General features: G+C 67.9%; 16 protein-coding genes and 3 tRNA genes. 7 read left to right on the top strand and 12 right to left on the bottom strand.

The features are described from left to right. The first annotated feature begins 151 nt into the window (after positions 1 to 151). On the top strand, positions 152 to 2,305 hold the full coding sequence (locus tag LSI54_RS04840; RefSeq protein ID WP_241465427.1) for a DEAD/DEAH box helicase: 2,154 nt from the start codon (positions 152 to 154) through the stop codon (positions 2,303 to 2,305). 220 nt (positions 2,306 to 2,525) lie between these two features. Next, complete coding sequence (locus tag LSI54_RS04845) at positions 2,526 to 3,182, top strand: TMEM175 family protein (protein WP_241465428.1); 657 nt, start codon at positions 2,526 to 2,528, stop codon at positions 3,180 to 3,182. Between the two features lie 316 nt (positions 3,183 to 3,498). Here the strand turns inward: LSI54_RS04845 and LSI54_RS04850 are convergent, their stop codons facing one another. Continuing rightward, on the bottom strand, positions 3,499 to 3,984 hold the full coding sequence (locus LSI54_RS04850) for a serine hydrolase (RefSeq protein WP_241477859.1): 486 nt from the start codon (positions 3,982 to 3,984) through the stop codon (positions 3,499 to 3,501). Further along, the gene (locus LSI54_RS04855) at positions 3,935 to 4,222 is read right to left on the bottom strand and encodes a hypothetical protein (protein WP_241477860.1); all 288 of its coding nucleotides are present in this window, start codon (positions 4,220 to 4,222) and stop codon (positions 3,935 to 3,937) included. Before LSI54_RS04855 ends, LSI54_RS04850 begins: the two co-directional genes overlap by 50 nt. A 182-nt stretch (positions 4,223 to 4,404) precedes the next feature. Here LSI54_RS04855 and LSI54_RS04860 point away from each other — a divergent pair, with 182 nt between their 5' ends. Continuing rightward, a complete protein-coding gene (locus LSI54_RS04860) occupies positions 4,405 to 5,970 on the top strand; it encodes an alpha/beta fold hydrolase (RefSeq protein WP_241477861.1) in 1,566 nt (521 codons plus the stop codon). 201 nt (positions 5,971 to 6,171) lie between these two features. Here LSI54_RS04860 and LSI54_RS04865 read toward each other — a convergent pair. From LSI54_RS04865 to LSI54_RS04890, 6 genes are all read right to left on the bottom strand, one after another. Next, a tRNA-Met gene (locus LSI54_RS04865) sits at positions 6,172 to 6,245 on the bottom strand. Positions 6,246 to 6,344: 99 nt separating this feature from the next. Next, positions 6,345 to 6,416: transfer RNA gene (locus LSI54_RS04870), tRNA-Thr, on the bottom strand. A 142-nt stretch (positions 6,417 to 6,558) separates the two neighbouring features. Further along, a complete protein-coding gene (locus tag LSI54_RS04875; protein ID WP_241470595.1) occupies positions 6,559 to 8,787 on the bottom strand; it encodes a DEAD/DEAH box helicase in 2,229 nt (742 codons plus the stop codon). 388 nt (positions 8,788 to 9,175) lie between these two features. Next, the gene (locus LSI54_RS04880) at positions 9,176 to 9,802 is read right to left on the bottom strand and encodes an MOSC domain-containing protein (RefSeq protein ID WP_241465433.1); all 627 of its coding nucleotides are present in this window, start codon (positions 9,800 to 9,802) and stop codon (positions 9,176 to 9,178) included. Beyond that, complete coding sequence (locus tag LSI54_RS04885; RefSeq protein WP_241465434.1) at positions 9,795 to 10,964, bottom strand: cystathionine gamma-synthase; 1,170 nt, start codon at positions 10,962 to 10,964, stop codon at positions 9,795 to 9,797. The genes LSI54_RS04880 and LSI54_RS04885 overlap by 8 nt, the downstream gene beginning before the upstream one ends. Next, positions 10,961 to 12,523: a pyridoxal-phosphate dependent enzyme gene (locus tag LSI54_RS04890; protein WP_241476071.1), complete on the bottom strand. Its 1,563-nt coding sequence runs from the start codon at positions 12,521 to 12,523 to the stop codon at positions 10,961 to 10,963. The genes LSI54_RS04885 and LSI54_RS04890 overlap by 4 nt, the downstream gene beginning before the upstream one ends. A 156-nt stretch (positions 12,524 to 12,679) precedes the next feature. Between LSI54_RS04890 and LSI54_RS04895 the strand changes: the two genes are divergently transcribed. After that, positions 12,680 to 13,750, top strand: a complete 1,071-nt coding sequence (locus LSI54_RS04895) for a DNA-3-methyladenine glycosylase family protein (protein WP_241477862.1) — start codon at positions 12,680 to 12,682, stop codon at positions 13,748 to 13,750. Positions 13,751 to 13,762: 12 nt separating this feature from the next. On the opposite strand, the gene trxA is transcribed toward LSI54_RS04895, so the two are convergent. After that, positions 13,763 to 14,149: a thioredoxin gene (gene trxA / locus LSI54_RS04900; RefSeq protein ID WP_241465437.1), complete on the bottom strand. Its 387-nt coding sequence runs from the start codon at positions 14,147 to 14,149 to the stop codon at positions 13,763 to 13,765. Positions 14,150 to 14,293: 144 nt separating this feature from the next. Continuing rightward, positions 14,294 to 14,378, bottom strand: a tRNA-Tyr gene (locus tag LSI54_RS04905). Positions 14,379 to 14,584: 206 nt separating this feature from the next. On the opposite strand from LSI54_RS04905, the gene LSI54_RS04910 reads away from it, so the two are divergent. Beyond that, a complete protein-coding gene (locus tag LSI54_RS04910) occupies positions 14,585 to 15,952 on the top strand; it encodes a GntR family transcriptional regulator (RefSeq protein ID WP_241476073.1) in 1,368 nt (455 codons plus the stop codon). A gap of 239 nt (positions 15,953 to 16,191) precedes the next feature. Then, on the top strand, positions 16,192 to 16,680 hold the full coding sequence (locus LSI54_RS04915; protein WP_241465439.1) for a YajQ family cyclic di-GMP-binding protein: 489 nt from the start codon (positions 16,192 to 16,194) through the stop codon (positions 16,678 to 16,680). A 101-nt stretch (positions 16,681 to 16,781) separates the two neighbouring features. Here LSI54_RS04915 and LSI54_RS04920 read toward each other — a convergent pair whose 3' ends face one another. Then, positions 16,782 to 18,017 (bottom strand): Na/Pi symporter, encoded by a 1,236-nt coding sequence (locus tag LSI54_RS04920; protein ID WP_241465440.1) that lies wholly within the window; start codon positions 18,015 to 18,017, stop codon positions 16,782 to 16,784. Between the two features lie 275 nt (positions 18,018 to 18,292). On the opposite strand from LSI54_RS04920, the gene LSI54_RS04925 reads away from it, so the two are divergent. Further along, complete coding sequence (locus LSI54_RS04925) at positions 18,293 to 19,174, top strand: M48 family metalloprotease (protein WP_241470596.1); 882 nt, start codon at positions 18,293 to 18,295, stop codon at positions 19,172 to 19,174. 90 nt (positions 19,175 to 19,264) lie between these two features. On the opposite strand, the gene LSI54_RS04930 is transcribed toward LSI54_RS04925, so the two are convergent. Beyond that, positions 19,265 to 20,704: an FAD-dependent oxidoreductase gene (locus tag LSI54_RS04930; protein WP_241477863.1), complete on the bottom strand. Its 1,440-nt coding sequence runs from the start codon at positions 20,702 to 20,704 to the stop codon at positions 19,265 to 19,267. Positions 20,705 to 20,719 lie beyond the last annotated feature (15 nt).

The following is a 20,719-nucleotide window of genomic DNA, read 5'->3' on the forward strand; positions in this document are numbered from 1 at the left end:
CGACGCGTCGATCTCTTGCGGATCCGCTGGACCAGCTTGTGCTCCGGGACGTCTCTGCCGAGACTTCTCGGATGTCCCTCACCCCGCCGCGGGTGCGGTGCGGACACCGTCCCGCCGATGTGAAGAACCAATCGCTTTCGAGGAGGACTCCGTGGCTCGAGGAGCCCAGCGTAAGAACGTCGCGCGCACGCGCACCCGACGGCGACCCCGCCAACACGACGACGGCGGCATCATCCACCTGCTCGCCAAGGTAGTCCGCGAGGTCGAGTCCTCGGTGCAGCGCGGTCTCGACCTGCCCTCGACCCGGACCAAGTTCCAGGTCGTGGCACTTCTCATGCGCGAGGAACGCGCCCGCGTCAAGGCGGAGGAGACGAAACCGGGGGCCCGGGGCGCCGAAGAGCTCAAGCGCCTCGACGGCATCGCCACCATCCTCGCGACGACGGCCGCCCGCGACCCCTCCCTTCTTGGGCTGCTCGCCGACGACGCGGTCATCTCCGATCGTGCGCGCTCGCTGCGCCGCGAGCTCCTCCAGTCCGCCGGCATCGAGGTGCCGGAAGATCCCGCCGAACAGCCCGGACAGTCCGGACAGCCCGAACCGGCCGAGCCCAAGGCGGACACGCAGCGCCGGGTGGTGCCCGCCTCGGTGGCATCTCGCCAGCTCGCTAACCCTTTCCTCGAACCTGACTACTCCGCCGTCGCCAAGCGCACCGCCGCGCCCCGTCGCCTCGTCGGCTGGGAGCTCATCGAACCGCTGATGAGGTCCTTCGCCGACGGCGGCGCACTCTCGTGCATGGACCTGCCAGAGCCGACCGCCAGCCGGGCGACCCAAGGGCTGGAACTCATGCCGCACCAGGCAAGGCTGGTCGCCGCCGCGGCGGCGGGACACCGGACGTTCCTGCTCGCCGACGAGCCCGGCCTGGGCAAGACGGCCCAGGCGCTGCTCGCCGCTCAGGCGGCGGACGCCTACCCGCTGCTCGTCGTCGTGCCGAACGTCGTGAAGATGAACTGGGCGCGCGAGGCCATGCTGTGGACGCCCAGCCGCCCCGCGACGGTGGTCCACGGCGACGGGGAGCGGATCGACGGCTTCGCGGACATCATCATCGTCAACTATGAGGTGCTCGATCGGCACGCGGGCTGGCTCCGCGAACTGGGTCTGCGCGGGATGGTCGTCGACGAGGCGCACTACATCAAGAACCGGAAGTCGCAGCGGTCCCAGAACGTGCTGCAGCTCTCCGAGCGCATCCGCACGCGGATCGCCGACCCGCTGCTCATCGCCCTCACCGGCACACCGCTGATCAACGACATCGAGGACTTCAAGGCGATCTGGCAGTTTCTCGGCTGGGTCGATGAGACCAAGCCGCTCGGTGAGCTGATGAATGCGCTCGAGCAGATAGGTCTGACACCGGCCGACCGCGGCTTCTCCGCCGCCGCGCGCGCAGCCGTGATCGACCGCGGCATCGTGCGGCGGCGCAAGGTGGACGTGGCCGCAGACCTGCCCGCCCGCCGCGTGGCCGACGTCCCGGTCGAGCTCGACGACGAGGCCGGGCGGTCCATCCGGGCCGCCGAACAGAGCCTCGTCCGTCGTCTCCTCACGCGCTATGAGCGCGCGCTGGCGGCACAGGCGCCAGGCGACGTCGTCGAAGGCATCGACCACGTCCTCGTCCGCCAGGTCGCCGCGCGGGAGCGGGCGAGCAAGACGACGAATAAGTCGAACGAGAACGTGTTCACCATGACGCGGCGGATCGGCCAGGCGAAGGCCGGCCTCGCGGCCGACTACGCCGCGCAGCTCGCCCGCAGCGCCGGCAAGGTCGTCTTCTTCGCCAAGCACATCGATGTCATGGACACCGCTGAGGCGACCTTCGCCAAGCAAGGCATCCGGTACGCCTCCATCCGCGGCGACCAGACGGCATCGGCTCGACAGAAGCACATCGACGCATTCACCAACGACCCGGACGTCGCCGTCGCCGTGTGCTCACTGACGGCCGCCGGCGTCGGCATCAACCTGCAGGTCGCCTCGAACATGGTGCTCGCGGAACTGTCGTGGACCCACGCCGAGCAGACCCAGGCCATCGACCGCATCCACCGCATCGGCCAGGAGGAGCCGGTCACGGCGTGGCGGATCATCGCCGCGCAGACCCTCGACACGAAGATCGCCGAGCTCATCGACAGCAAGGCGGGGCTGGCCGCCCGGGCTCTTGACGGGACCGACCAGGATATCCCTGACTCCGCCGACATCCAGCTCGAGGCGCTCGTCACGCTCCTCGAGGATGCGTTGAGAGAGCGGGACAGCACGCAGGCATCCTGAACGGTGGTCGTCTCAGTCGAGGTCGTCCCGGATGCGGGGCGGACGGTCCGGCCCGGAAGACGAGTTGGGGCTGCTCGGGTGTGCTGCTGGTACAGCCCTGGCCGCAGGAATTCGTGAATGAGGCTTACAGGCAGCACCAAGGGACCCGGCGGAATGCAAAGTCGGTAGACCACGGGATCCGCAACGGACAGATCGGTCGGGACGCGCGTAGAGTCACGTCATGCCGCACCGCGACCATGAGGACGCCCTCCGCCGCCGCCGCTACGGCCGGGACTCGCAGGAGTTCGCCCGGGTGCTCAACCTCAGCGACGCGCTCTTCGCGATCGCAATGACGCTGCTGGTGTTCTCCACGATGGAGGCCTCCGGGGTACGACTCGACACCACCATGGGCGCCGTCTCCGGCCAGGGAGCGGAGCTGATCGCTTTCGTGGTGAGCTTCGCGGTCGTCGCGAACTTCTGGTGGGTGCACCACCGGTTCTTCGCGGTCCTGGGGTTCGTCGAGCCGGGCCTGATCGCGATCAATCTCGCACTGCTCGGCGCGGTGGCGCTGGTGCCCTACCCGACGAGCCTGCTCGGTCGGGACCCGACGCTGCGAGGCACGGTCGTGCCGTACCTGCTGCTGCTCAGTCTGATCGCGATACTGCACCTGGGCCTGCTGCTGCGCGCAGGCGCGGTCGACGCGTGGTGGCGGCCGATGCCCCAGGGGTTGTTCCGATGGGTGGTGGCCGGGTGGGGATCGAGCACGGCCGTGACGCTGCTCGCGCTGGCGGTCTCGTTCGCGGCGCCTGTGGCCGGCCTCGTGATGCTGTTGCTGACGTGGCCAGCCGAGGCGCTCGTGCGCCGGCGAGCTCCAGATGCCTACGCGGTCTGGGGTTGATCAACCGGCTACGGCGGTCGCGCTGATCGCGCAGCGGCCCGCGTCAGAAGACGATGGTGGGTCAACCAATAGTTGGCGATGCTCGGCGAAGGTGAGCACGATGGCGGTGAATTCTCCTGGCTGGTCGCACACGCTGAAGCTGATGACCCATGCGCGATCGCACGGTCACTCGAAGGGTGAGCCCCAAGCTGGAAGCGTGCCGTGTCTACCCATGCTTCAAGGTGCTGCGGCTTCAGCGATGGCGCGGAACGCCGCGATGGTCTCGTGGTCGTTGTCATCGAAGTGATGGTCAGTGCTCGACTTGACGATCACCACCTCACGGGCGGGGTTGACGCAGATGTATTGGCCCCTGCAGGTGAGGGGCCTCTGGCGTCGTGGAGGCCTCAACCCATCCGACGGGCAGCACCTGCTGCCCGTCGCGCCTCCCCTCGTTGAGGTAGAGGCGCCCCAGGCGCAGGTAGTCCCTCGACCGAGGTGCCGGTGGCGTTGCTGAGGACCTCGGCCAGGACCCCCGTGTCGGAGCTGACGTAGTTGTGGAAGTGCCGGGCGGCCGTTCCCGCTCGAGGTTGGCGTAATGGTCGAGCATGGGCTCTTCGAGAGCGAACGCACGGAGGAAGATCATGTTGACGTCCGCAAGCGGCGAGTCGTAGTCCTCGTCGAACTCGACTCCGCTGGACATCGTGAACAGGTGGCGGATGGTGACGCCGTCGTAGCCGCTGCCGGTCAGCTGTGGGACGTAGTCGGTGACCTCGTCATCCAGGCTGGAGATGTGGCCGTCTGGCGCCCATGGCGTGGTCCTCACCCTCGAACCGATAGGTCGAGGGCAGAGACTGCTCGGCGCGATCAAACTCCCAGGTGTCGTCTGCGGCGGTGACACCGGTGGCAGGAAAGATCCGGTCCCTCGACCTGAAGTTCTCCGCACGGTGGTCGTCGGCGAAGCGGGTGAAGAAGGTGCCGTACTGGGTGGTCAGCAGGTTGCGGCAGCCGCCACGATCGGCGGCGCGGGGGTCGCCGTCGCCTGGACCTCCAGATGGCACCATGGGTCTGCAGCAGTGGGTCCCCTGCAGCCGAGCTCAGCATGCGCCTCGTCCCGGCCCGCAGGACAGGACCTTTGGTCACTTCTGGTCGGGCATCGGCCCCTGGTGGTCGTCTGTGCGCCGTCGTACGGTGGTCGTGTCAGTCGAGTCGTCCCGGATGCGGGGCGCGCAGATGGAGGACTGCCATGAGTGACACGCGCGCCGCTGAGGGGCCGAAACGGCAGCGTAGGCCCCAGGCCACCTCAGGCGTCGGCGGCTCCAGCCCGTCGGCTCGTGGTGTCCGGGACGGCCAGCCGTCGATCACTGTGTCGGTGGTCCTGGCGGTGCTCGTGGCCGGCGGCGCCGGACTGATTGCCGCCTGGGCAACCCCCCGCGGCCCGCTGAACGCCGGCGAGGTGCTGTGGTCGATGCTCGGCGCGCTCACAGTCGGCGTGCTCGCGGGAGCCCTGCTGCGCAGCCGGTGGAGCATGCTGCTGACCCCCGTGGTCTTCCTGACCGTCTTCGAGGTGGCCCGCCTCGGCACGGCCGGTGCCACCGTCGACGAGATCCGCCTCGACTCCCTCATCGCGGTCCTCGGCTTCCTGGCCGGGCGGGGCGTGCACGGGCTGCTGGTCCTGGTGCCCATGATCCTGGGCTGTCGTCTCGGCGTCGAGGTCGCGGCCCGCCGGGGGACAGGTGGTCCGACCCGGATGACCAGGTGGGGCTGGTCGGGGGTGCTGCTGGCCGGTGTGACGGTGCTGGTGCTGGCGGCCCTGGCCGCCCGTCCCGCGTCAACGGCCCCGGTCCTCGACGCCACCGGTGAACCCGTGGAGGGGAGCATCGCCGAGCTCGTCACCGTGTCGGTCAATGGGTCAGACCAGACCCTGATGATCCGCGGCTCAGACGTGGAGGACCCTGTCCTGCTTCACCTCGCCGGCGGGCCGGGGGGCACAGACCTGGGGGCCATGCGGCTGGACCCGTCGCTGGAAGAGGACTTCGTCGTGGTCACCTGGGACCAGCCGGGGACCGGCAAGTCGTACTCCGCGATCGACCCGGTCGAGGACATGACGCTGCAACGGGTGGTGGATGACACGCTCGAGGTGACCGAGCATCTGCGCGAGCGGTTCGCCCAGGATCGGATCATCCTCACCGGCCAGTCGTGGGGCACGCTCCCAGGAGTGCTGGCCGTACAGCAGCACCCGGAGCGATATCGGGCCTTCGTGGGCACCGGGCAGATGGTCGATCTCCGCGAGACCGACCAGATCTTCTATGACGAGAGCCTGGAGCTGGCGAGCGCGACAGAGGATGAGGAGCTCGAGGCGCAGCTGATCGCGCAGGGTCCGCCGCCGTATTCGGACATGCTCGACTACACAGCGATCGTCGGTACGGAGCGAACCATCTACTCCTACCCGGAGTTCGACGGTTCGACCGAGATGACCGCGACCATCTGGGTGCCGGAGAACACCTTCATGGACCAGGTGAACGCGATCCGCGGCCTGCTCGACACGTACTCCCTGCTGTACCCACAGCTGCAGGATGTGGACCTGCGCGACGAGGCACCACGTCTCGACGTCCCGGTCTACGTCGTCATGGGTGAGCACGAAGCACGCGGCCGGGTCGAGCCGGCCCGAGAATGGTTCGAACAGCTGGAGGCCCCCGCCAAGACGTGGGTGGAGCTGCCCGCATCCAGCCACCGGGCCTCCTTCGAGCGGCCAGACGACTATGCAGCGCTTCTCCGACAGGTCCTGACCGAGACCGCCACGTACCGCTGAAGGGTCTTGAACTCCCGGGTGGACGCTGAGACGGTCCGGCTGGAGGTCTTCCCACGGGTCCACGGCGGAGCGGACTGGCGCGCACGGGCAGTTCGCATATTCGTTGCTCAACCCCTCGCTGACGCCAGCGGATGCACGTCGGGCCCCCACGCAGTGAAGCGTAGGGGCCCGACATGCAGGTCGCCTGTGCGGCGTTCTCGGTAGCGGTGGGGGGGCTCGATCCCCCGACCTCACGATTATGAGTCGTGCGCTCTAACCAGCTGAGCTACACCGCCATACCCCGACCCTCCACCCCGCCAGGGAGGAGGAGAATCGGCTTGAATGAGAAAGACCCGCGCCGCGCAATGTGCTGCGCTGCGCGGGCTCCCAATCAGAGCCCCAAGCGGGAATCGATCCCGCGACCTCAGTCTTACCAAGACTGCGCTCTACCACTGAGCTATTGGGGCAACAGCACTGAACTCTACCACCAGTTCAGCACCGTTCAAAAATCGGTCAGAGGTGAGCTGCCTCTCCCCTGACCGGGTGTCTCCGCCGCCGCAGATCGGGACCTGCGGCGGCGAAGTCCGAACCCCTTTTCAGGGGGACGATTCACTTCCAGCGCGGCTTGCGATCCTTGTTGCCGAATCGGCTGTCGCCGGATCCTGCGCGGCCGCCTCGATCGCTCGAGCCGCCCTCACGCTTGCCGGCATAGCTGCCGCGAGACTCGCCGGAGCCGCCGCGGGACTCGGTGCCGCCGGAGGGAGCGCCGGTGTCGCGCTCCATCTTCAGCAGCTCCCCGCCGATGCGGGTCTTCGCCAGGGCGGCCCACTGCTCGGAGGAGAGCTTCTCAGGCAGCTCCACGAGGGAGTGCGTGGGGCGGATGTCGATGCCGCCGATCTCGCGGGCGCTGAGCCCAGCCTCGTTGGCGATGGCGCCGACGATGTGTCCTGGGTTCACGCCGTTGCGACGGCCGACAGCGATCTTGTACATCGCGTTGCCGGGACCGGCGGTGCGCGGTCCGCGCTCACGCTGGCCGCGCTCGCCGCGATCCGGGCGATCGCCGCCTGCACGGTCCTCGCCGACCTCACGCTTGGATTCACGGACGAGCTCGTCGTCGCGCTTCTCGTCGAGCAGCAGCGGCCGTCCGTCGTGGACCATGGCGACCAGTGCGGCTGCCACGTCTTCGGCGGGAGTGTTGTGCTCCTGGGTGTAGGAGGCCACGAGTCCGCGGTACTCCTCGAGCTCTTCCGAGGCCAGGGTCTCGGTGATCCGCTCCGAGAAGCGATCGAGCCGCGAGGAGTTCACATCCGCGATGGTCGGCATGGACATCTGCTCGACCGGCTGGCGGGTGGCCTTCTCGATGGACCGCAGCATGCGCTTCTCGCGGGGAGTCACGAACAGGACGGCGTCGCCGGAGCGACCCGCGCGGCCGGTGCGGCCGATGCGGTGCACGTAGGACTCGGTGTCCAGCGGGATGTCGTAGTTGAAGACGTGGGTGATGCGCTCGACGTCGAGACCGCGGGCGGCGACGTCGGTGGCGACGAGCACGTCGATGCGGCCGGACTTGAGGTTCTCCACGGTCTTCTCGCGCAGGTTCTGCGGGATGTCACCGTTGATCGCTGCGGTGCGGAAGCCGCGGGCGGCGAGCTTGTTCGAGACCTCTTCGGTGGCCGAGCGGGTGCGCACGAAGACGATCGCGGCATCGTGCGGCTCGGTCTCGAGGATGCGGGTCAGCGCCTCGTTCTTGGCCGAGTGCTTGATCAGCACGAAGCGCTGGCGGGTGTTGGTGCCGGTGGAGGTCTTGGACTTGACCGAGACCTCGACCGGATCATTGAGGTAGTCCGCGGAGATCCGGCGGATCGCCTTGGGCATCGTGGCGGAGAACAGTGCGACCTGTTTGGTCTTCGGGGTGCGGGCCAGAATCTGGTCCACCTCTTCGGCGAAGCCCATGCGCAGCATCTCGTCAGCCTCATCGAGCACCAGGTGCTTGATCGTGGAGAGGTTCAGCGAACCGCGGGTCATGTGGTCGATGACGCGACCGGGAGTGCCGACGACGACGTGGGCGCCGCGGCGCAGGCCCTCGAGCTGCGGGCCGTAGGGGGAGCCGCCGTAGATCGGCAGCACGGTGATGCCGGGGACGCCCTGCGCGTAGGTGGCGAACGCCTCGGCGACCTGGATGGCGAGTTCACGAGTGGGGGCGAGCACCAGAGTCGAGGGCGAGTTGCCCAGCTCTCCGGCGTCGTTCGCGCGAGCCATATGGGACAGCGCCGGCAGCGCGAAGGCCGCAGTCTTGCCGGTGCCGGTCTGGGCCAGACCGACGACGTCGCGGCCCTCGCTCAGCAGCGGGATGGTCTGCGCCTGGATCGGGGACGGGGTCTCGTAGCCGAGCTTGGTCACCGACTGCAGCACCCGGGGATCCAGGCCCAGCTCGGAGAACTTCGGGCCCGTGGGCTCTTCAACGGCCTTGGGTGCCGCCTCTGCAGAGGCTTCGGCAACAGGTGCCTCAGCGGCGGGGGCGGACTCGACCGGCGCCTCAGCGGCGGGGGCGGACTCGACGGGCGCCTCAGCGGCCGGGGCGGACTCGACGACCGGTGCCGCGGCAGCTGCGGGAGCGGCCTCGACGGCCGGAACGGCCTCGGTGGTGTTCTCGGCCTCGGCGGTCGGGGCTGCTTCGGTCTCAACCTGTGCGGCCTCGGCGGGAGCCTCGGTCTCAGAAGGGGTGGCAGTCTCCGGCGTCTGCGTCGCGCCTGACTCCGTGGTGGCTGCGGTCTGCGCCGCAGCTGCGGTCTCGGCGTCGCCCGGGGTGGGCTCTGCGGAGTTGTGGTCCTGGATCGTCATGTTGACTCCTCGTCACATGTCATGCGACCGAGAGGACCCGCTGAAGATCCAGTCCCAGGAAACCTGCACAATCAACCACCGCTGCTCGAAGGGGCTGGGCGTGCCAAATGGCAATGCACACAACCCCTGCATGGGCAGGGCAGGTTGCTTGGGTATCTAGGACGGGACTGGATCAGTCACAGGGACTCGGCCGCTTTGTCGGCTCCGGAGTCGACCCGTGGATACACACAACCCTCTACGAGCGTCCGGCCCCATGTGGATGGGGCACGCTCGGAGTCAGCAAGAGAAAACGGGATCATCCGGAGAATGCCCATTCAGTCTAGCCCAGGTCCACCCCGACTGTCGCCTTTGGAGACGAAGGTCACGTCCACGTCCCTGAGCTGGACTTTCAATCGTCCGGTCGGGCCAGCGCCGGGCCCCGTCGCAGCGCGGTCTCCCGAATGGCGACCCCGGCACGCTCCGCGACGGCGATCACCGCGGCGCGGTCCCCGGCCTGCACGGTGCCGGGTGTGATGACCTTGAAGTAGGTGCCCGGCCGTCCCGCCGCGATGAAGCGTCTGACCCAGCCGGGCTGATCCAGCCAGCGCCCGAAGGTGGCGCAGGGGATGCGCGGGACCGTGGCTTCAAGCACCACCCGGTCCCCGATCTGCCAGCGCTCACCGGGGTGGGCGCCGTCGAGATCGATCCCGGAGAGCCGCAGGTTCTCCCCGAAGCTGCCTGATGGGATCTCCCGCCCCAGTTCCCTGGCCCACCACTGGGCGTCCTCCTCCGCATAGGCGTAGACGGCCTTCTCAGGCCCGCCGTGGTGCTGGCGGTCGGCCTGGACGTCACCATGCAGCCCCAGGGTGCGCACCTGAACCGGGCCGGAGACCGGACGCTTGTCGATCCCACTGACCCCGACCTGGCCGACGTCGTCGCGGATCAGCTGGTGCACCACGCAGACCGCGTCCACGGTCCCGGTGAGTCCCAGCCGATCTGCCGCGCCCGCCAGACAGGTCGGAGAGGACTCAGCCACGGCGCTCGAGCCCAGCGAGGGCGGTGTCGAGATCATCGATCAGGTCCGCCACGTCCTCGATGCCCACCGAGAGGCGCAGCAGGTTCTCCGGGACCGCGAGCTCGGTGCCGCGCACCGAGGCGTGGGTCATCTCGTGCGGGTAGTTCATCAGCGACTCGATGCCGCCCAGGGACTCGGCGAGGATGAAGAGTCGGGTGCCCTCGGCGACCTTGCGGGCCGCGGCCTCTCCGCCGGCGAGCTGGATCGAGACCATCCCGCCGAAGCCGCTCATCTGAGCCTTGGCCAGTTCGTGGCCGGGGTGATCGGGGAGCCCTGGGTAGAGCACCCGCTCTACGGCGGGGTGGTCCACCAGGTGCTCGGCGATGGCCTGGGCGTTGCTGCAGTGCCGGTCCATGCGCACCGCCAGCGTCTTGAGCCCGCGGGTGGTCAGGTAGGCGTCCAGCGGGCCGGAGACGGCGCCCACTGCGAACTGCTGGAAGCCGATGGAGGCGGCCAGCTCGTCGTCGGAGGTGATCACGGCGCCGCCGACGACGTCGGAATGCCCGCCGATGTACTTGGTGGTGGAGTGCACCACGATGTCCGCGCCCAGCGCCAGCGGCTGCTGGAGGTAGGGGCTCGCGAAGGTGTTGTCCACCAGCAGCAGCGCGTTGTTCTCGTGGGCGATCTTCGCCAGGGCGGCGATGTCAGTGATCGACATCAGCGGGTTCGAGGGGGTCTCGACCCACAGCAGCGTCGCATCCGGCTCGGACATCTCGGCCGCCACCCGGTCGAGGTCGGTGAGGTCCAGCGGGGTGTTCGCGATCCCCCAGTCGCCGTGGATGCGGCTGATCAGCCGGTAGGAGCCGCCGTAGGCGTCGTTGCCCATCACGATCCGCTGCCCTGGCCGGGTGACGGCGCGGATGATCGCATCCTCGGCGGCCAGGCCGGAGCCGAAGCTGAAGGCGTGGCGCCCGCCCTCCAGCGCGGCCAGCTGGGTCTGCAGCGAGGTGCGGGTGGGGTTGCCCGCGCGGCCGTAGTCGTAGCCGCGACGCAGGTTGCCGATCCCGTCGGGGGCGTAGGTGGTGGAGAAGTGCAGCGGCGGCACCACTGCCCCGAAGACCTCGTCGATCTCTTGTCCGGCGTGGATGGCGTCGGTGGCGAATCCGTGGCGGTTCTCGGTCATCGGGTCTCCTTCTCCTGGGCACCTGAGAGGTGCGCAAGCAGGTCATTGCGGGTGAGCACCCCGACGATGTCGCCGTTCTCGGCGACCAGCAGGGTGGGGTTGCTCCTGAGCTTCTTCAGAATCTGCGGGAGGGTCTCGGTGATCCCGACCAGCGGGAGGTCGATGGCCAGATGGTCGGTGACCAGCTCATCGGGTGTGGCGTGACCGACGATCAGGTCCTCGGAGAGGTCGGCGACGTCGACGATCCCGTAGACCTCCCCGATCCGGGCGACCCGCCCGGGCTGGTCGATCACCGGGACGATGTCGATGCCGTAGCGGTTCATCACCGAGACCGCCTCGCGCAGGGTGGTCTGCCGGGAGATGGAGACCACCTCGGGCATCGCGGCGGAGAACAGCGAACTCTTCGCCAGCAGCACATCCCCGGCGGTCACGGTGTCGGCGTCCATGCTCGACGCGTCCCGCTTCGTGGTGCTGGCGGCGTGGTCGGCGTCGTCGACTGTCGGGTCGGCGCCGATCAGTCCGCTCTTCACCGCGTCGGTGAGCTCCGCGGAGCTCTTCACGCTGATCTCGACACCGGTGGAGTTCGAGACCACCGCGCCGAATCCGTGGTCGATCATCCACTGGTCGTTGAAGATCTTGCCCAGGTAGCCCCGTCCGGAGTCGGGGAGCACCGCGACGACGACGTCGTCGGGCCCCAGATCCTGGGCGAGCTTCAGCGCTGCGGCGACGGCGGTGCCGGAGGAACCGCCGACCAGGAGGCCCTCTTCGGTGGCGAGCCGTCGTGCCATGGCGAAGGATTCGGCGTCGGAGATGGCGTGGTGCTCATCCGGGATCGACGCGTCGTAGTTCTTCACCCAGATGTCCTCGCCGACACCCTCGACGAAATAGGGACGGCCTTCACCGCCGGAGTAGATGGACCCGTCGGGGTCAGCGACCACCACGCGCACGGGGCCGCCGGGGCGATCGGCGGAGACCTCTTTGAGGTAGCGCCCGGAGCCGGTGACGGTGCCGCCGGTGCCGGCGCCGACCACCAGGTGGGTGACCTTGCCGTCGGTGTCGTCCCAGATCTCTGGCCCGGTGGTCTCGTAGTGGGAGTTCGGCGCGGCCGGGTTGGAGAACTGGTCCGGCTTGTAGCCGCCCTCGATCTCGCCTGCCAGCTGGTCGGAGATCCCGTAGTAGGACAGCGGGGACTCTGCGGGGACACCTGCCGGGCCCACGACGACGTCGGCGCCGTAGGCGCGCAGCACGTCACGCTTCTCCTGGGCCACCTTGGGCACCGTGACGAAGACCGCCCGGTAGCCCTTCTGCTGGGCCACCAGAGCCAGGCCGACGCCGGTGTTGCCGGAGGTCGGCTCGACCACCACTCCCCCGGGCTTCAGCAGACCCGCGGACTCGGCCTCCTCGATCATCTTCAGCGCGATGCGATCCTTGATGGACCCACCGGGGTTGAGGTATTCGAGTTTCACAAGGACGGTGGCGGAGACGCCCTCGGTGATCCGATTCAGCTTCACCAGAGGGGTTCGGCCGATCAGCTCGACGACGGACTGGGCATATTTCATGCGCCCAACTCTACCGATGTCCTGAGCGGATCAGTCAGTGCCAGTCTTCTGGCGAAACTTCGCCACGCTGACCTGCGCCGGGAAAGGATCGCGGGACGGCTTATCGGGGAGCAGGGCGGCGATGCCGATGTCCCAGCCTTGTGCCACAGTGGAACCATGACCACGGCAGCGACCCCGGCGGCGCACCAGGACGAGGTGCTCCTGGACCTCGGCGGGCCGGTGGACCTTCCCCGGACGCTGTCGGTGCTGCAGCGCGGAGCCTCTGACCCGAGCATCCGGCTCGATCCCGGCGCAGCAGCGATGACCGGCGGCCCGCGCGGGACTCCTGGCGCGGGTGCGTGGATGTGTCAGCGGATCTATGACCGATCCGGGGTGCAGCTCGGAGCGGCGACCCTGCGCTTCGACCAGCGCAGCGCCTCCACCGTTCAGGTACGGGCCGCCGCAGCCGGTCCGGGCATCGACTCTGCGGTGGTGACCGATCTCGCCGCGCGGCGGGGCGCACAGATCCTCGGGATCCAGGACAGCTGGCAGGAGACCGAGCTGCTGCTCGATGCCCTCGGAGATCAGCTCTCCGCCGCCCTGGTCCGGGTGCGCCGGCGGCATCCGGGCGTGCGCCTGCCCGCCACCGGTGGGCTCTTCGACCAGCTGGTGACGGCGACCTTCGAGCAGAAGGTCACCCATGATCAGGCGCGCCACGGGTGGAGGCAGCTGCTGCGCCGCCATGGGGAGCACCCCCCGACCTCGGTCCTGGTGCCGACCCCGCCCTGGATGCGGCTGCCGCTGACCGGAGCGCAGCTTCGGCGGATCCCCTCCTGGGAGTGGCATCAGCTCTGGGTCCAGCCGGCCCTGTCCAGGACCATCCAGCTGGTCGCTGAACGCGCCAGGACGATTCACCAGCTCAGCGCGAACACCGGCGTGGAGACGGAGTCAGTGGCCGATCTGGGTCTGCGGCTGCGCTCGATTCCCGGGATCGGGGAGTGGACGGTCGCCGAGGCGCTGCAGCGCTCCCACGGGGCGGCGGATCTTCCCTCCGTCGGGGACTATCACCTGAGCAACTTCGTCGGGGCCGCGATGACCGGTGCCCGCACGGACGACGCAGGCATGCTCCGCCTGCTGGCGCCCTATGCGCCGCACCGACAGCGCGTCATTCGACTGCTGAAGCTCTCGGGCTTCAGGGATCAGATATATGGTCCGAAGCTGACCCCGGCGGATCACCGGGATCGCTGAGGCCTGGAGAGATCAGGCCTGCGGCTTCGGGTCCTGCTCGGCCTGGTCCTCGGCGATCTGCTTGTGCACCTCGGTCATGTCCAGGTCCTTCACCGCGGTGATGACCTCGGTGAGCTGCTCGGCATTCAGCGCGCCAGGCTGGGAGAAGACCAGGACCTTCTCGCGGAAGGCCATCAGGGTCGGGATCGAGGTGATGTTCGCTGCGGCGGCGAGCTCACGCTCGGCCTCGGTGTCGACCTTGGCGAAGGTGACATCGGGGTGCTGCTCGGAGACCTGGGAGTACACCGGGGCGAACTGCTTGCAGGGACCGCACCAGTCGGCCCAGAAGTCGACGAGCAGGATGTCGCTGTCCTCAAGGGTCTGCTGAAAGTCTGTCGTGGTCAGATCAGTGGTAGCCATGCCTCGCCACCCTACGCGAGCAGCGGCGCCTTGTCGGCCTCTCCCCTGGTGACGCGGGGCCACTTAAGCGCCCAGCGGAACCTGAGCAGGACCGACGAAGAAGGACGGTCCGGATCTTGTGATCCGAACCGCCCTTGAACTATGTGGTGGCAGATGAGGGATTCGAACCCCCGTAGGCGATGCCAGCTGATTTACAGTCAGCCCCCTTTGGCCGCTCGGGTAATCTGCCGTGCAACCACACGAAACCTCCCGAAGCAGATTTCGACGCCCCGTAAGAGGCACCCCATTACTTTAGCGACAACACTGGAAATTTTCGAATCCGACTGCATCACAGGGAGTAGGGTTGACTCCACCATCCACGCGTGCGTGGTGGCCCCGTTCTGATCATCCGCACTGGTGCAGGTCCGTACCCAGCACCCAGCATCAAGGAGCACCGTGGCCGATATCGAGGCCGAGACACTGGCTCGACACCTGAGTGAACGCAGCCCCAGCGGCATCGCTGAACAGGTGCGGGAGCTGATCAGCGCCGGGACGCTCAGCGGAGGGATGCGTCTGCCCACCGTCCGCGACCTTGCCACGGAGATCGGCGTCAGCGTCGGCACCATCGCCCAGGCCTGGAGCCTGCTGCGGGAGTCCAACCTGGTGGAAACTCGCCGCCGCGGCGGGACCCGGATCGTGGAACCCGGCGACGTCGGCGGGCCGAGCTTTCGGAGCTGGTCCGGAGTCGACCTGCTGCACTGCAGCCCGGATCAGCGGCTTCTGCCCTCCTTGGAGGAGGGCATGGTGCGCAGCCTCAAGCAGCCGCAGCTGCACAGCTGGAGCCGGGAGCACATCCTGCCTGAGCTGCAGCGCGCGGTGGAGAAGAAGCTCGGACACCCGGCCGAGGGCCCCCGGGCACGCAGCTTCGCCGCCGTCTCCTCCGCCACCGAAGGCCTCTGGCTCGGGACCAGGTCCGTGACCAGCAGCGGTGACCTGATCGCGGTGGAGGAACCCGCCTCCCCCGGCTACCTCTCCGTGCCCAAGAGCCTCGGCCTGCGCACCATGGGGGTCCCGGTGGATGAACACGGCCCGGTCCCCGAGGCGCTGAAGAAGGCACTCGACGCCGGTGCCGTCGCGTTCGTGCACAGCCCCGGCGGCGCATTCTCTCCGCGTCACATCCTCAGCACTGACCGCACCCAGGAGCTAGCGGCAGTGCTGGAATCCTCACCTGAGACCGTCATCATCGAAGAGGACCCGCTGGGCCCGCTGGCTGAGATGGACCCCTTCACCCATTCGTTGGACGCCCTCCTGCCCGAGCGCACCCTGCGTGTCATCGGCTTCGAACGCGCCTACGGCATGGACCTTCGCACTGCGGTCATGTCCGGCCCCAAGCGGCTCATCGCCGGGGCGATCGCCGAGCGCTCGGGCGGAGTCAGCTCGAACAGCCGCATCCTGCAGCACACGCTCGCCTTCCTGCTGCGCGATCCAGCTGCCGGTCGCCGGATCAACAGCGCCAGGACGCGCTACGCGAATCGCCGCAGGATGGCGCTCGAGGCCTTCACCGACGTCGGGCTCACCGCCCACGCGGGCCCGGCAAGCTGGGCGATCTGGGTGCAGGTCCCCGATGAGCGCACCGCAGCGCTCACGCTCAGCGCCCAGGGGGTCGTCACCGACGTCGGAACCAGCTCACACATGACCGAGCAGCCCACCGGGCTGCTGCGCATCTCCTGCGCCCAGCTGCCCGAGGACAAGGAGCTGCTCGATGGTCTGGCCCAGCTAGTGCTCCACGCCACCGAGGATGGCCTGAACTCCACCTTCGTCTGAGGAACGTCGCTTGACTCAAGACTCCGGGATCTGTTTTCAGAGCCGAACCTCGAGTCGTTCTTCATAGTGTGCGACCGCAGAAGAGGCGCTGTCCTGCCGGAGCGGCACCGCGGCCCAGGCCCAGATGCGCTCTTCCTCCGCGGCAGGAGCTGAGTCACCGTCGGAACAGTCCACACCCGCTCGGCGGTCCATCACGATTAGACTCAGCGGCACATATCCATGCCGATCAGGAGGTACACGTGGCTAAGGACTCAACGTTCGACGTCGTCTCGAAGGTGGACAAGCAGGAGGTCGCCAATGCGCTGAACCAGGCCCAGAAGGAGATCGCTCAGCGCTATGACTTCAAGGGCACCGGTGCAGAGATCGACTACTCCGGGGAGAAGCTCCTGATCAAGGCGAACTCCGAGGAGCGGGCCAAGGCCGTGGAGGACGTCTTCGGCTCGAAGCTGGTCAAGCGCGGCATCTCACTGAAGTCCTTCGACTCCGGAGAGCCCTACGCCTCCGGCAAGGAGTTCCGGATCGAGGGCACCATCAAGGAGGGCATCGACCAGCCCACCGCGAAGAAGATCACGAAGCTCATCCGCGATGAGGGCCCGAAGACCGTCAAGGCCACCATCCAGGGTGACGAGCTGCGCGTGACCTCGAAGTCCCGCGACGACCTGCAGGAGGTCATCGCGATGCTGAAGAACTTCGACGACGCCGACCTGCAGTTCGTCAACATGCGCTGACCCTCACCCCACACACCAAAAAACCCCGCTGATTGAGTTCTCCGGTGGATACGTATCCACCGGAAACCTCAACTGGCGGGGTTTATTGGTGTGTGAGGGGATCAGAAGATGATGCTCAGACCGATCAGCACCAGCGGGATGACGACGAACACGCCCAGCACCCAGGCGAAGGCCCAGACCTTCTTCTCGGCGGCCAGATCCGCCAGCCAGGTGGCGCCGCGCGGCGGGAGGTCCCGCAGCCAGGGGGTGCAGAAGATGATCAGGGTGGCCAGCACGTTGAAGAACAGGTGGGCCAGTGCCGCGGTCAGCGCGATCTCACCTGCGGGGCCGTCGAAGGCGAAGGCCGCGATCAGGGCCGTGACGGTGGTGCCGATGTTGGCCCCCAGGGTGAAGGGGTAGAGCTGCTTGAGCGTGAAGGCACCCGAGCCGGCCAGCGGCACGATCAGCGCGGTGGAGGTCGAGGAGGACTGCACCATCACGGTGACGACCGCACCGGAGCCGATGCCGGCGACGGGTCCGCGACCGATGGTGGAATGCAGCACCTGCTTGGCCTTGCCGACCAGCAGCACCTTGAGCAGCTTGCCGATGAAGTTGATCACCAGCAGGATCAGCACGATCGCGACGACGACCATGGCCACCCCGTGCCAGCTGCCCGGGATGAAGCTCAGCGAGTCCTCGATCAGGTTCGCCAGCGGCTTCGTGCCGGCCTTGATGGTGGAGCCGACACCTGCCAGCACGTAGGCGACAGGGCCTCCGTCGGTCCCAACGGCCAGACCGGCGGAGAAGGTGGAGAGACGCTCGAGCAGGCTGAACATCATCTCCAGCGGCAGGAAGATCAGCACGGCGATGAGGTTGAAGAAGTCATGCACGGTGGCGGCGGCGAAGCCGCGTCGGAAGGACTCCTGTTCGCGCACCATGCCGAGGCTGACCAGGGTGTTGGTCAAGGTGGTGCCGATGTTGGCGCCGAGCATGATCGGGATCGCGACCCCCAGCGGCAGCCCGCCGGCGACCAGGCCCACCGTCACCGAGGTGGTGGTCGAGGAGGACTGGGTCAGTGCGGTCGCGGCGATGCCGATCATCAGCCCGATGATCGGGTTGGTCGCGAAGGCGAAGAGGCTCTCGGCCTGATCCCCGGTGGCGATGCCGAATCCGGTGCCGATCACGTTGACCGCAGTGATCAGCACGTAGATGGCGAGGGCCACGGAGACCCAGTTCACCACGTCGAGCGTTCGCCCCGAGAGGCCGAACCGTTCGAAGGGGCTGAAGGGTCGCTTGGCGGGTGCTTCGTCTACAGTGCCGGCGACCCGCTGCGGGGCCTCCATCGACGGTGCGGACATGCAATCTCCTCTTGGAACACGAGCATTGGTGAGCCCTGCTTGAGTGTTGGCGCTGGCACATCCCGGATCCGGTCCTCGCATGTTGTGCGAGGTGGATCACAGGGGTTGATATCACTGCCGGATGAAGGGCCGTAGAACACTGTGCACCGCGTGCCCGACGAGCGTCACACGGGAAGGTGAACTGCAGGTGAACGATCAGCCGAAACCTGGCGAGCGTAGGATGTTGTTGGTCACAAGCGGGCCATCTCCACCCCTGATCCCTCCTAGGAGCGTCAATGCACCAGCACCACGGACGGCTGCGCACAGCTGGTCTGCTCGCGTTCCTCTTCGCGATGCTCCTGCTCGTCGGCGCCGTGATCGCCTATGCCACCCAGACCCCCGGAATGATCTTCGTCTTCGGGCTGATCGGCCTGGTCTCCGTGGCCTACTCCTACTGGAACTCAGACAAGATCGCACTGAAGGCGATGAAGGCCTACCCGGTGACCCGGGAGCAGGCGCCTCAGCTCTACCAGATGGTCGAAGACCTCGCGCAGCGCGCCCAGCAGCCTGCACCGCGGATCTTCATCGCGCCGGCCCCCACTCCGAACGCCTTCGCGACAGGACGCAACCCGGAGAACGGCGTCGTCTGTTTCACTGAGGGCATCCTGAACCTGCTCAACGAGCGCGAGCTGCGCGGGGTCACCGGACATGAGCTCATGCACGTGTACAACCGCGACATCCTGATCTCCTCGGTGGCCGCGGCAGTCGCCGGGTTCCTCACCACGATCAGCCAGTTCTTCCTGCTCTTCGGCGGTGGCCGCGGCAACAACCAGGGCGGCAACCCGCTGGCGCTGGTCGGTGCGATCGTCGCGGTGTTCCTGATGCCGGTGGCGGCGAGCCTGATCCAGATGGCGGTCAGCCGCACCCGGGAGTACGACGCCGACGCCGACGGCGCCGCGCTCACCGGAGATCCGCTGGCGCTGGCCTCAGCCCTGGACAAGCTGGAGCGCGGGATCTCGCGCTACCCGCTCAAGGAAGACCCCAAGCACGACGCGCATGCCCACATGATGATCGCCAACCCCTTCGGCGCCCGGGCGAAGAAGCTCTTCAGCACCCACCCGCCGATGCCCGAGCGCATCGCCCGGCTCGAAGCGATGGCTGGCCACAGCCCGAGCTGAGCCGTTCCGCGCATGAGAATGCCCCCGCGCCGACGGCGAGGGGGCATTCTCATGCGCGCTTGCGCGGGGCGGCTCTCCGCCGGCAGGATCTCAGCTCTCGCGGGAGATGCGGATCATGTCTTCGCGATCGACGACCTTGACCCGTTCCCTGGCGCCGCCGTCGGGCAGCGGACCGTAGGACTCGCCCAGCGAGATCTCGTGGGCGTCGAGCTTCTGCCAGCCGTCCCAGGTGGTGTACTCCACCCGGCGGGATTCGAGCAGCTCGATCACCGCGTCCTCGGCCGGCTCAGGCGCCACGGGCAGGTGGTGCAGGTCCTCGAGCAGGCAGCCGATGGTCTCCAGAGCGTCACCCTTGGTGTGGCCGATCAGCCCGACCGGGCCGCGCTTGATCCAGCCGGTGGCGTAGATGCCGGGGACGTGGGCGCCGTCGTCGTCCTTGACCCGTCCGGCTTCGTTGATCAGCACGCCGCGCAGCTCATCAAAGGGCAGCCCGGGGATCACTGAGCCGAGGTAGCCCACCGCGCGGTAGACCGCCTGGACGTCGAAGTCCTGGAACTCCCCGGTGCCGCGCACACTGCCCGTGCCGTCGAGCTCCATGCGCTCGAAGCGGATGCCCGCGACGGCGCCGGTGCCCTGGCCGTCTTCGTCGGTGCCCTCGAGGATCTCCACCGGCTGCAGCAGGAAGTGCAGGTGGAGCTTCCGGGAGGCCTCCGTCTCGCGCTCCTCCTGCTCCACCAGCCAGTTGCCCAGGGTGTTGACCATGGTCTTGACCTGGTTGTTGGTCTTGATCGCCTCGTCGGAGCCGACGTCGAAGTCGAAGTCCTCCTCGTAGAGGACGATGTCGACGTCGCGGCTGTGGGAGAGCTCGCGCAGCTCCAGCGGGGTGAACTTCACCTGAGCCGGGCCGCGTCGACCGAAGACGTGGACGTCGGTGACCGGGGAGCTCTTGAGCCCGTTGTAGACGTTCTCCGGGATCTCGGTGGTGAGCATGTCCTCGGCGTGCTTCGAGAGCACCCGGGCCACGTCCAGGGCGACGTTGCCGTTGCCGATCACTGCCACGCGCTCGGCGGTCAGCGGCCAGTCGCGCGGGTAGTCGGGGTGGCCGTCGTACCAGGAGACGAAGTCGGCGGCGCCGAAGCTGCCCTGCAGCTCGATGCCGGGGATGTTCAGCTCGGCGTCCTTGATCGCGCCGGTGGCGAAGATCACGGCGTCGTAGTGCCGGCGCAGGTCCTCCAGGGTGAGGTCCTTGCCGATCTCCACATTGCCGATCAGCCGGATGTCGCCGCGGTCCAGCACCTTGTGCAGCGCCTTGACGATTCCCTTGATCCGCGGATGATCAGGGGCGACGCCGTAGCGGATCAGCCCGAAGGGGGCCGGATACCGGTCGTAGAGGTCGATGCTGAACTCAAAGTCGCTCTTCTTCTGCGCCTTGGCCAGGATGTCGGAGGCATAGACGCCTGCGGGGCCGGCTCCGACGACGGCGACTCGGATGGCCCGGCCTGCTGGCCGCTGCGAGGAATTCTGGGACACGGATGGGTTCCTTCT

It is taken from the genome of Nesterenkonia sp. AY15 (genome assembly GCF_022565855.1).
Taxonomy (GTDB): Bacteria; Actinomycetota; Actinomycetes; order Actinomycetales; family Micrococcaceae; genus Nesterenkonia.

Coding starts and splice junctions, on each gene's coding strand:
- LSI54_RS04920 (WP_241465440.1), bottom strand. CDS start 18,017: ATGTCCGCACCGTCGATGGAGGCCCCGCAGCGGGTCGCCGGCACTGTA.
- trxA (WP_241465437.1), bottom strand. CDS start 14,149: ATGGCTACCACTGATCTGACCACGACAGACTTTCAGCAGACCCTTGAG.
- LSI54_RS04885 (WP_241465434.1), bottom strand. CDS start 10,964: ATGACCGAGAACCGCCACGGATTCGCCACCGACGCCATCCACGCCGGA.
- LSI54_RS04860 (WP_241477861.1), top strand. CDS start 4,405: ATGAGTGACACGCGCGCCGCTGAGGGGCCGAAACGGCAGCGTAGGCCC.
- LSI54_RS04895 (WP_241477862.1), top strand. CDS start 12,680: ATGACCACGGCAGCGACCCCGGCGGCGCACCAGGACGAGGTGCTCCTG.
- LSI54_RS04875 (WP_241470595.1), bottom strand. CDS start 8,787: ATGACGATCCAGGACCACAACTCCGCAGAGCCCACCCCGGGCGACGCC.
- LSI54_RS04845 (WP_241465428.1), top strand. CDS start 2,526: ATGCCGCACCGCGACCATGAGGACGCCCTCCGCCGCCGCCGCTACGGC.
- LSI54_RS04925 (WP_241470596.1), top strand. CDS start 18,293: ATGCACCAGCACCACGGACGGCTGCGCACAGCTGGTCTGCTCGCGTTC.
- LSI54_RS04890 (WP_241476071.1), bottom strand. CDS start 12,523: ATGAAATATGCCCAGTCCGTCGTCGAGCTGATCGGCCGAACCCCTCTG.
- LSI54_RS04855 (WP_241477860.1), bottom strand. CDS start 4,222: ATGGTGCCATCTGGAGGTCCAGGCGACGGCGACCCCCGCGCCGCCGAT.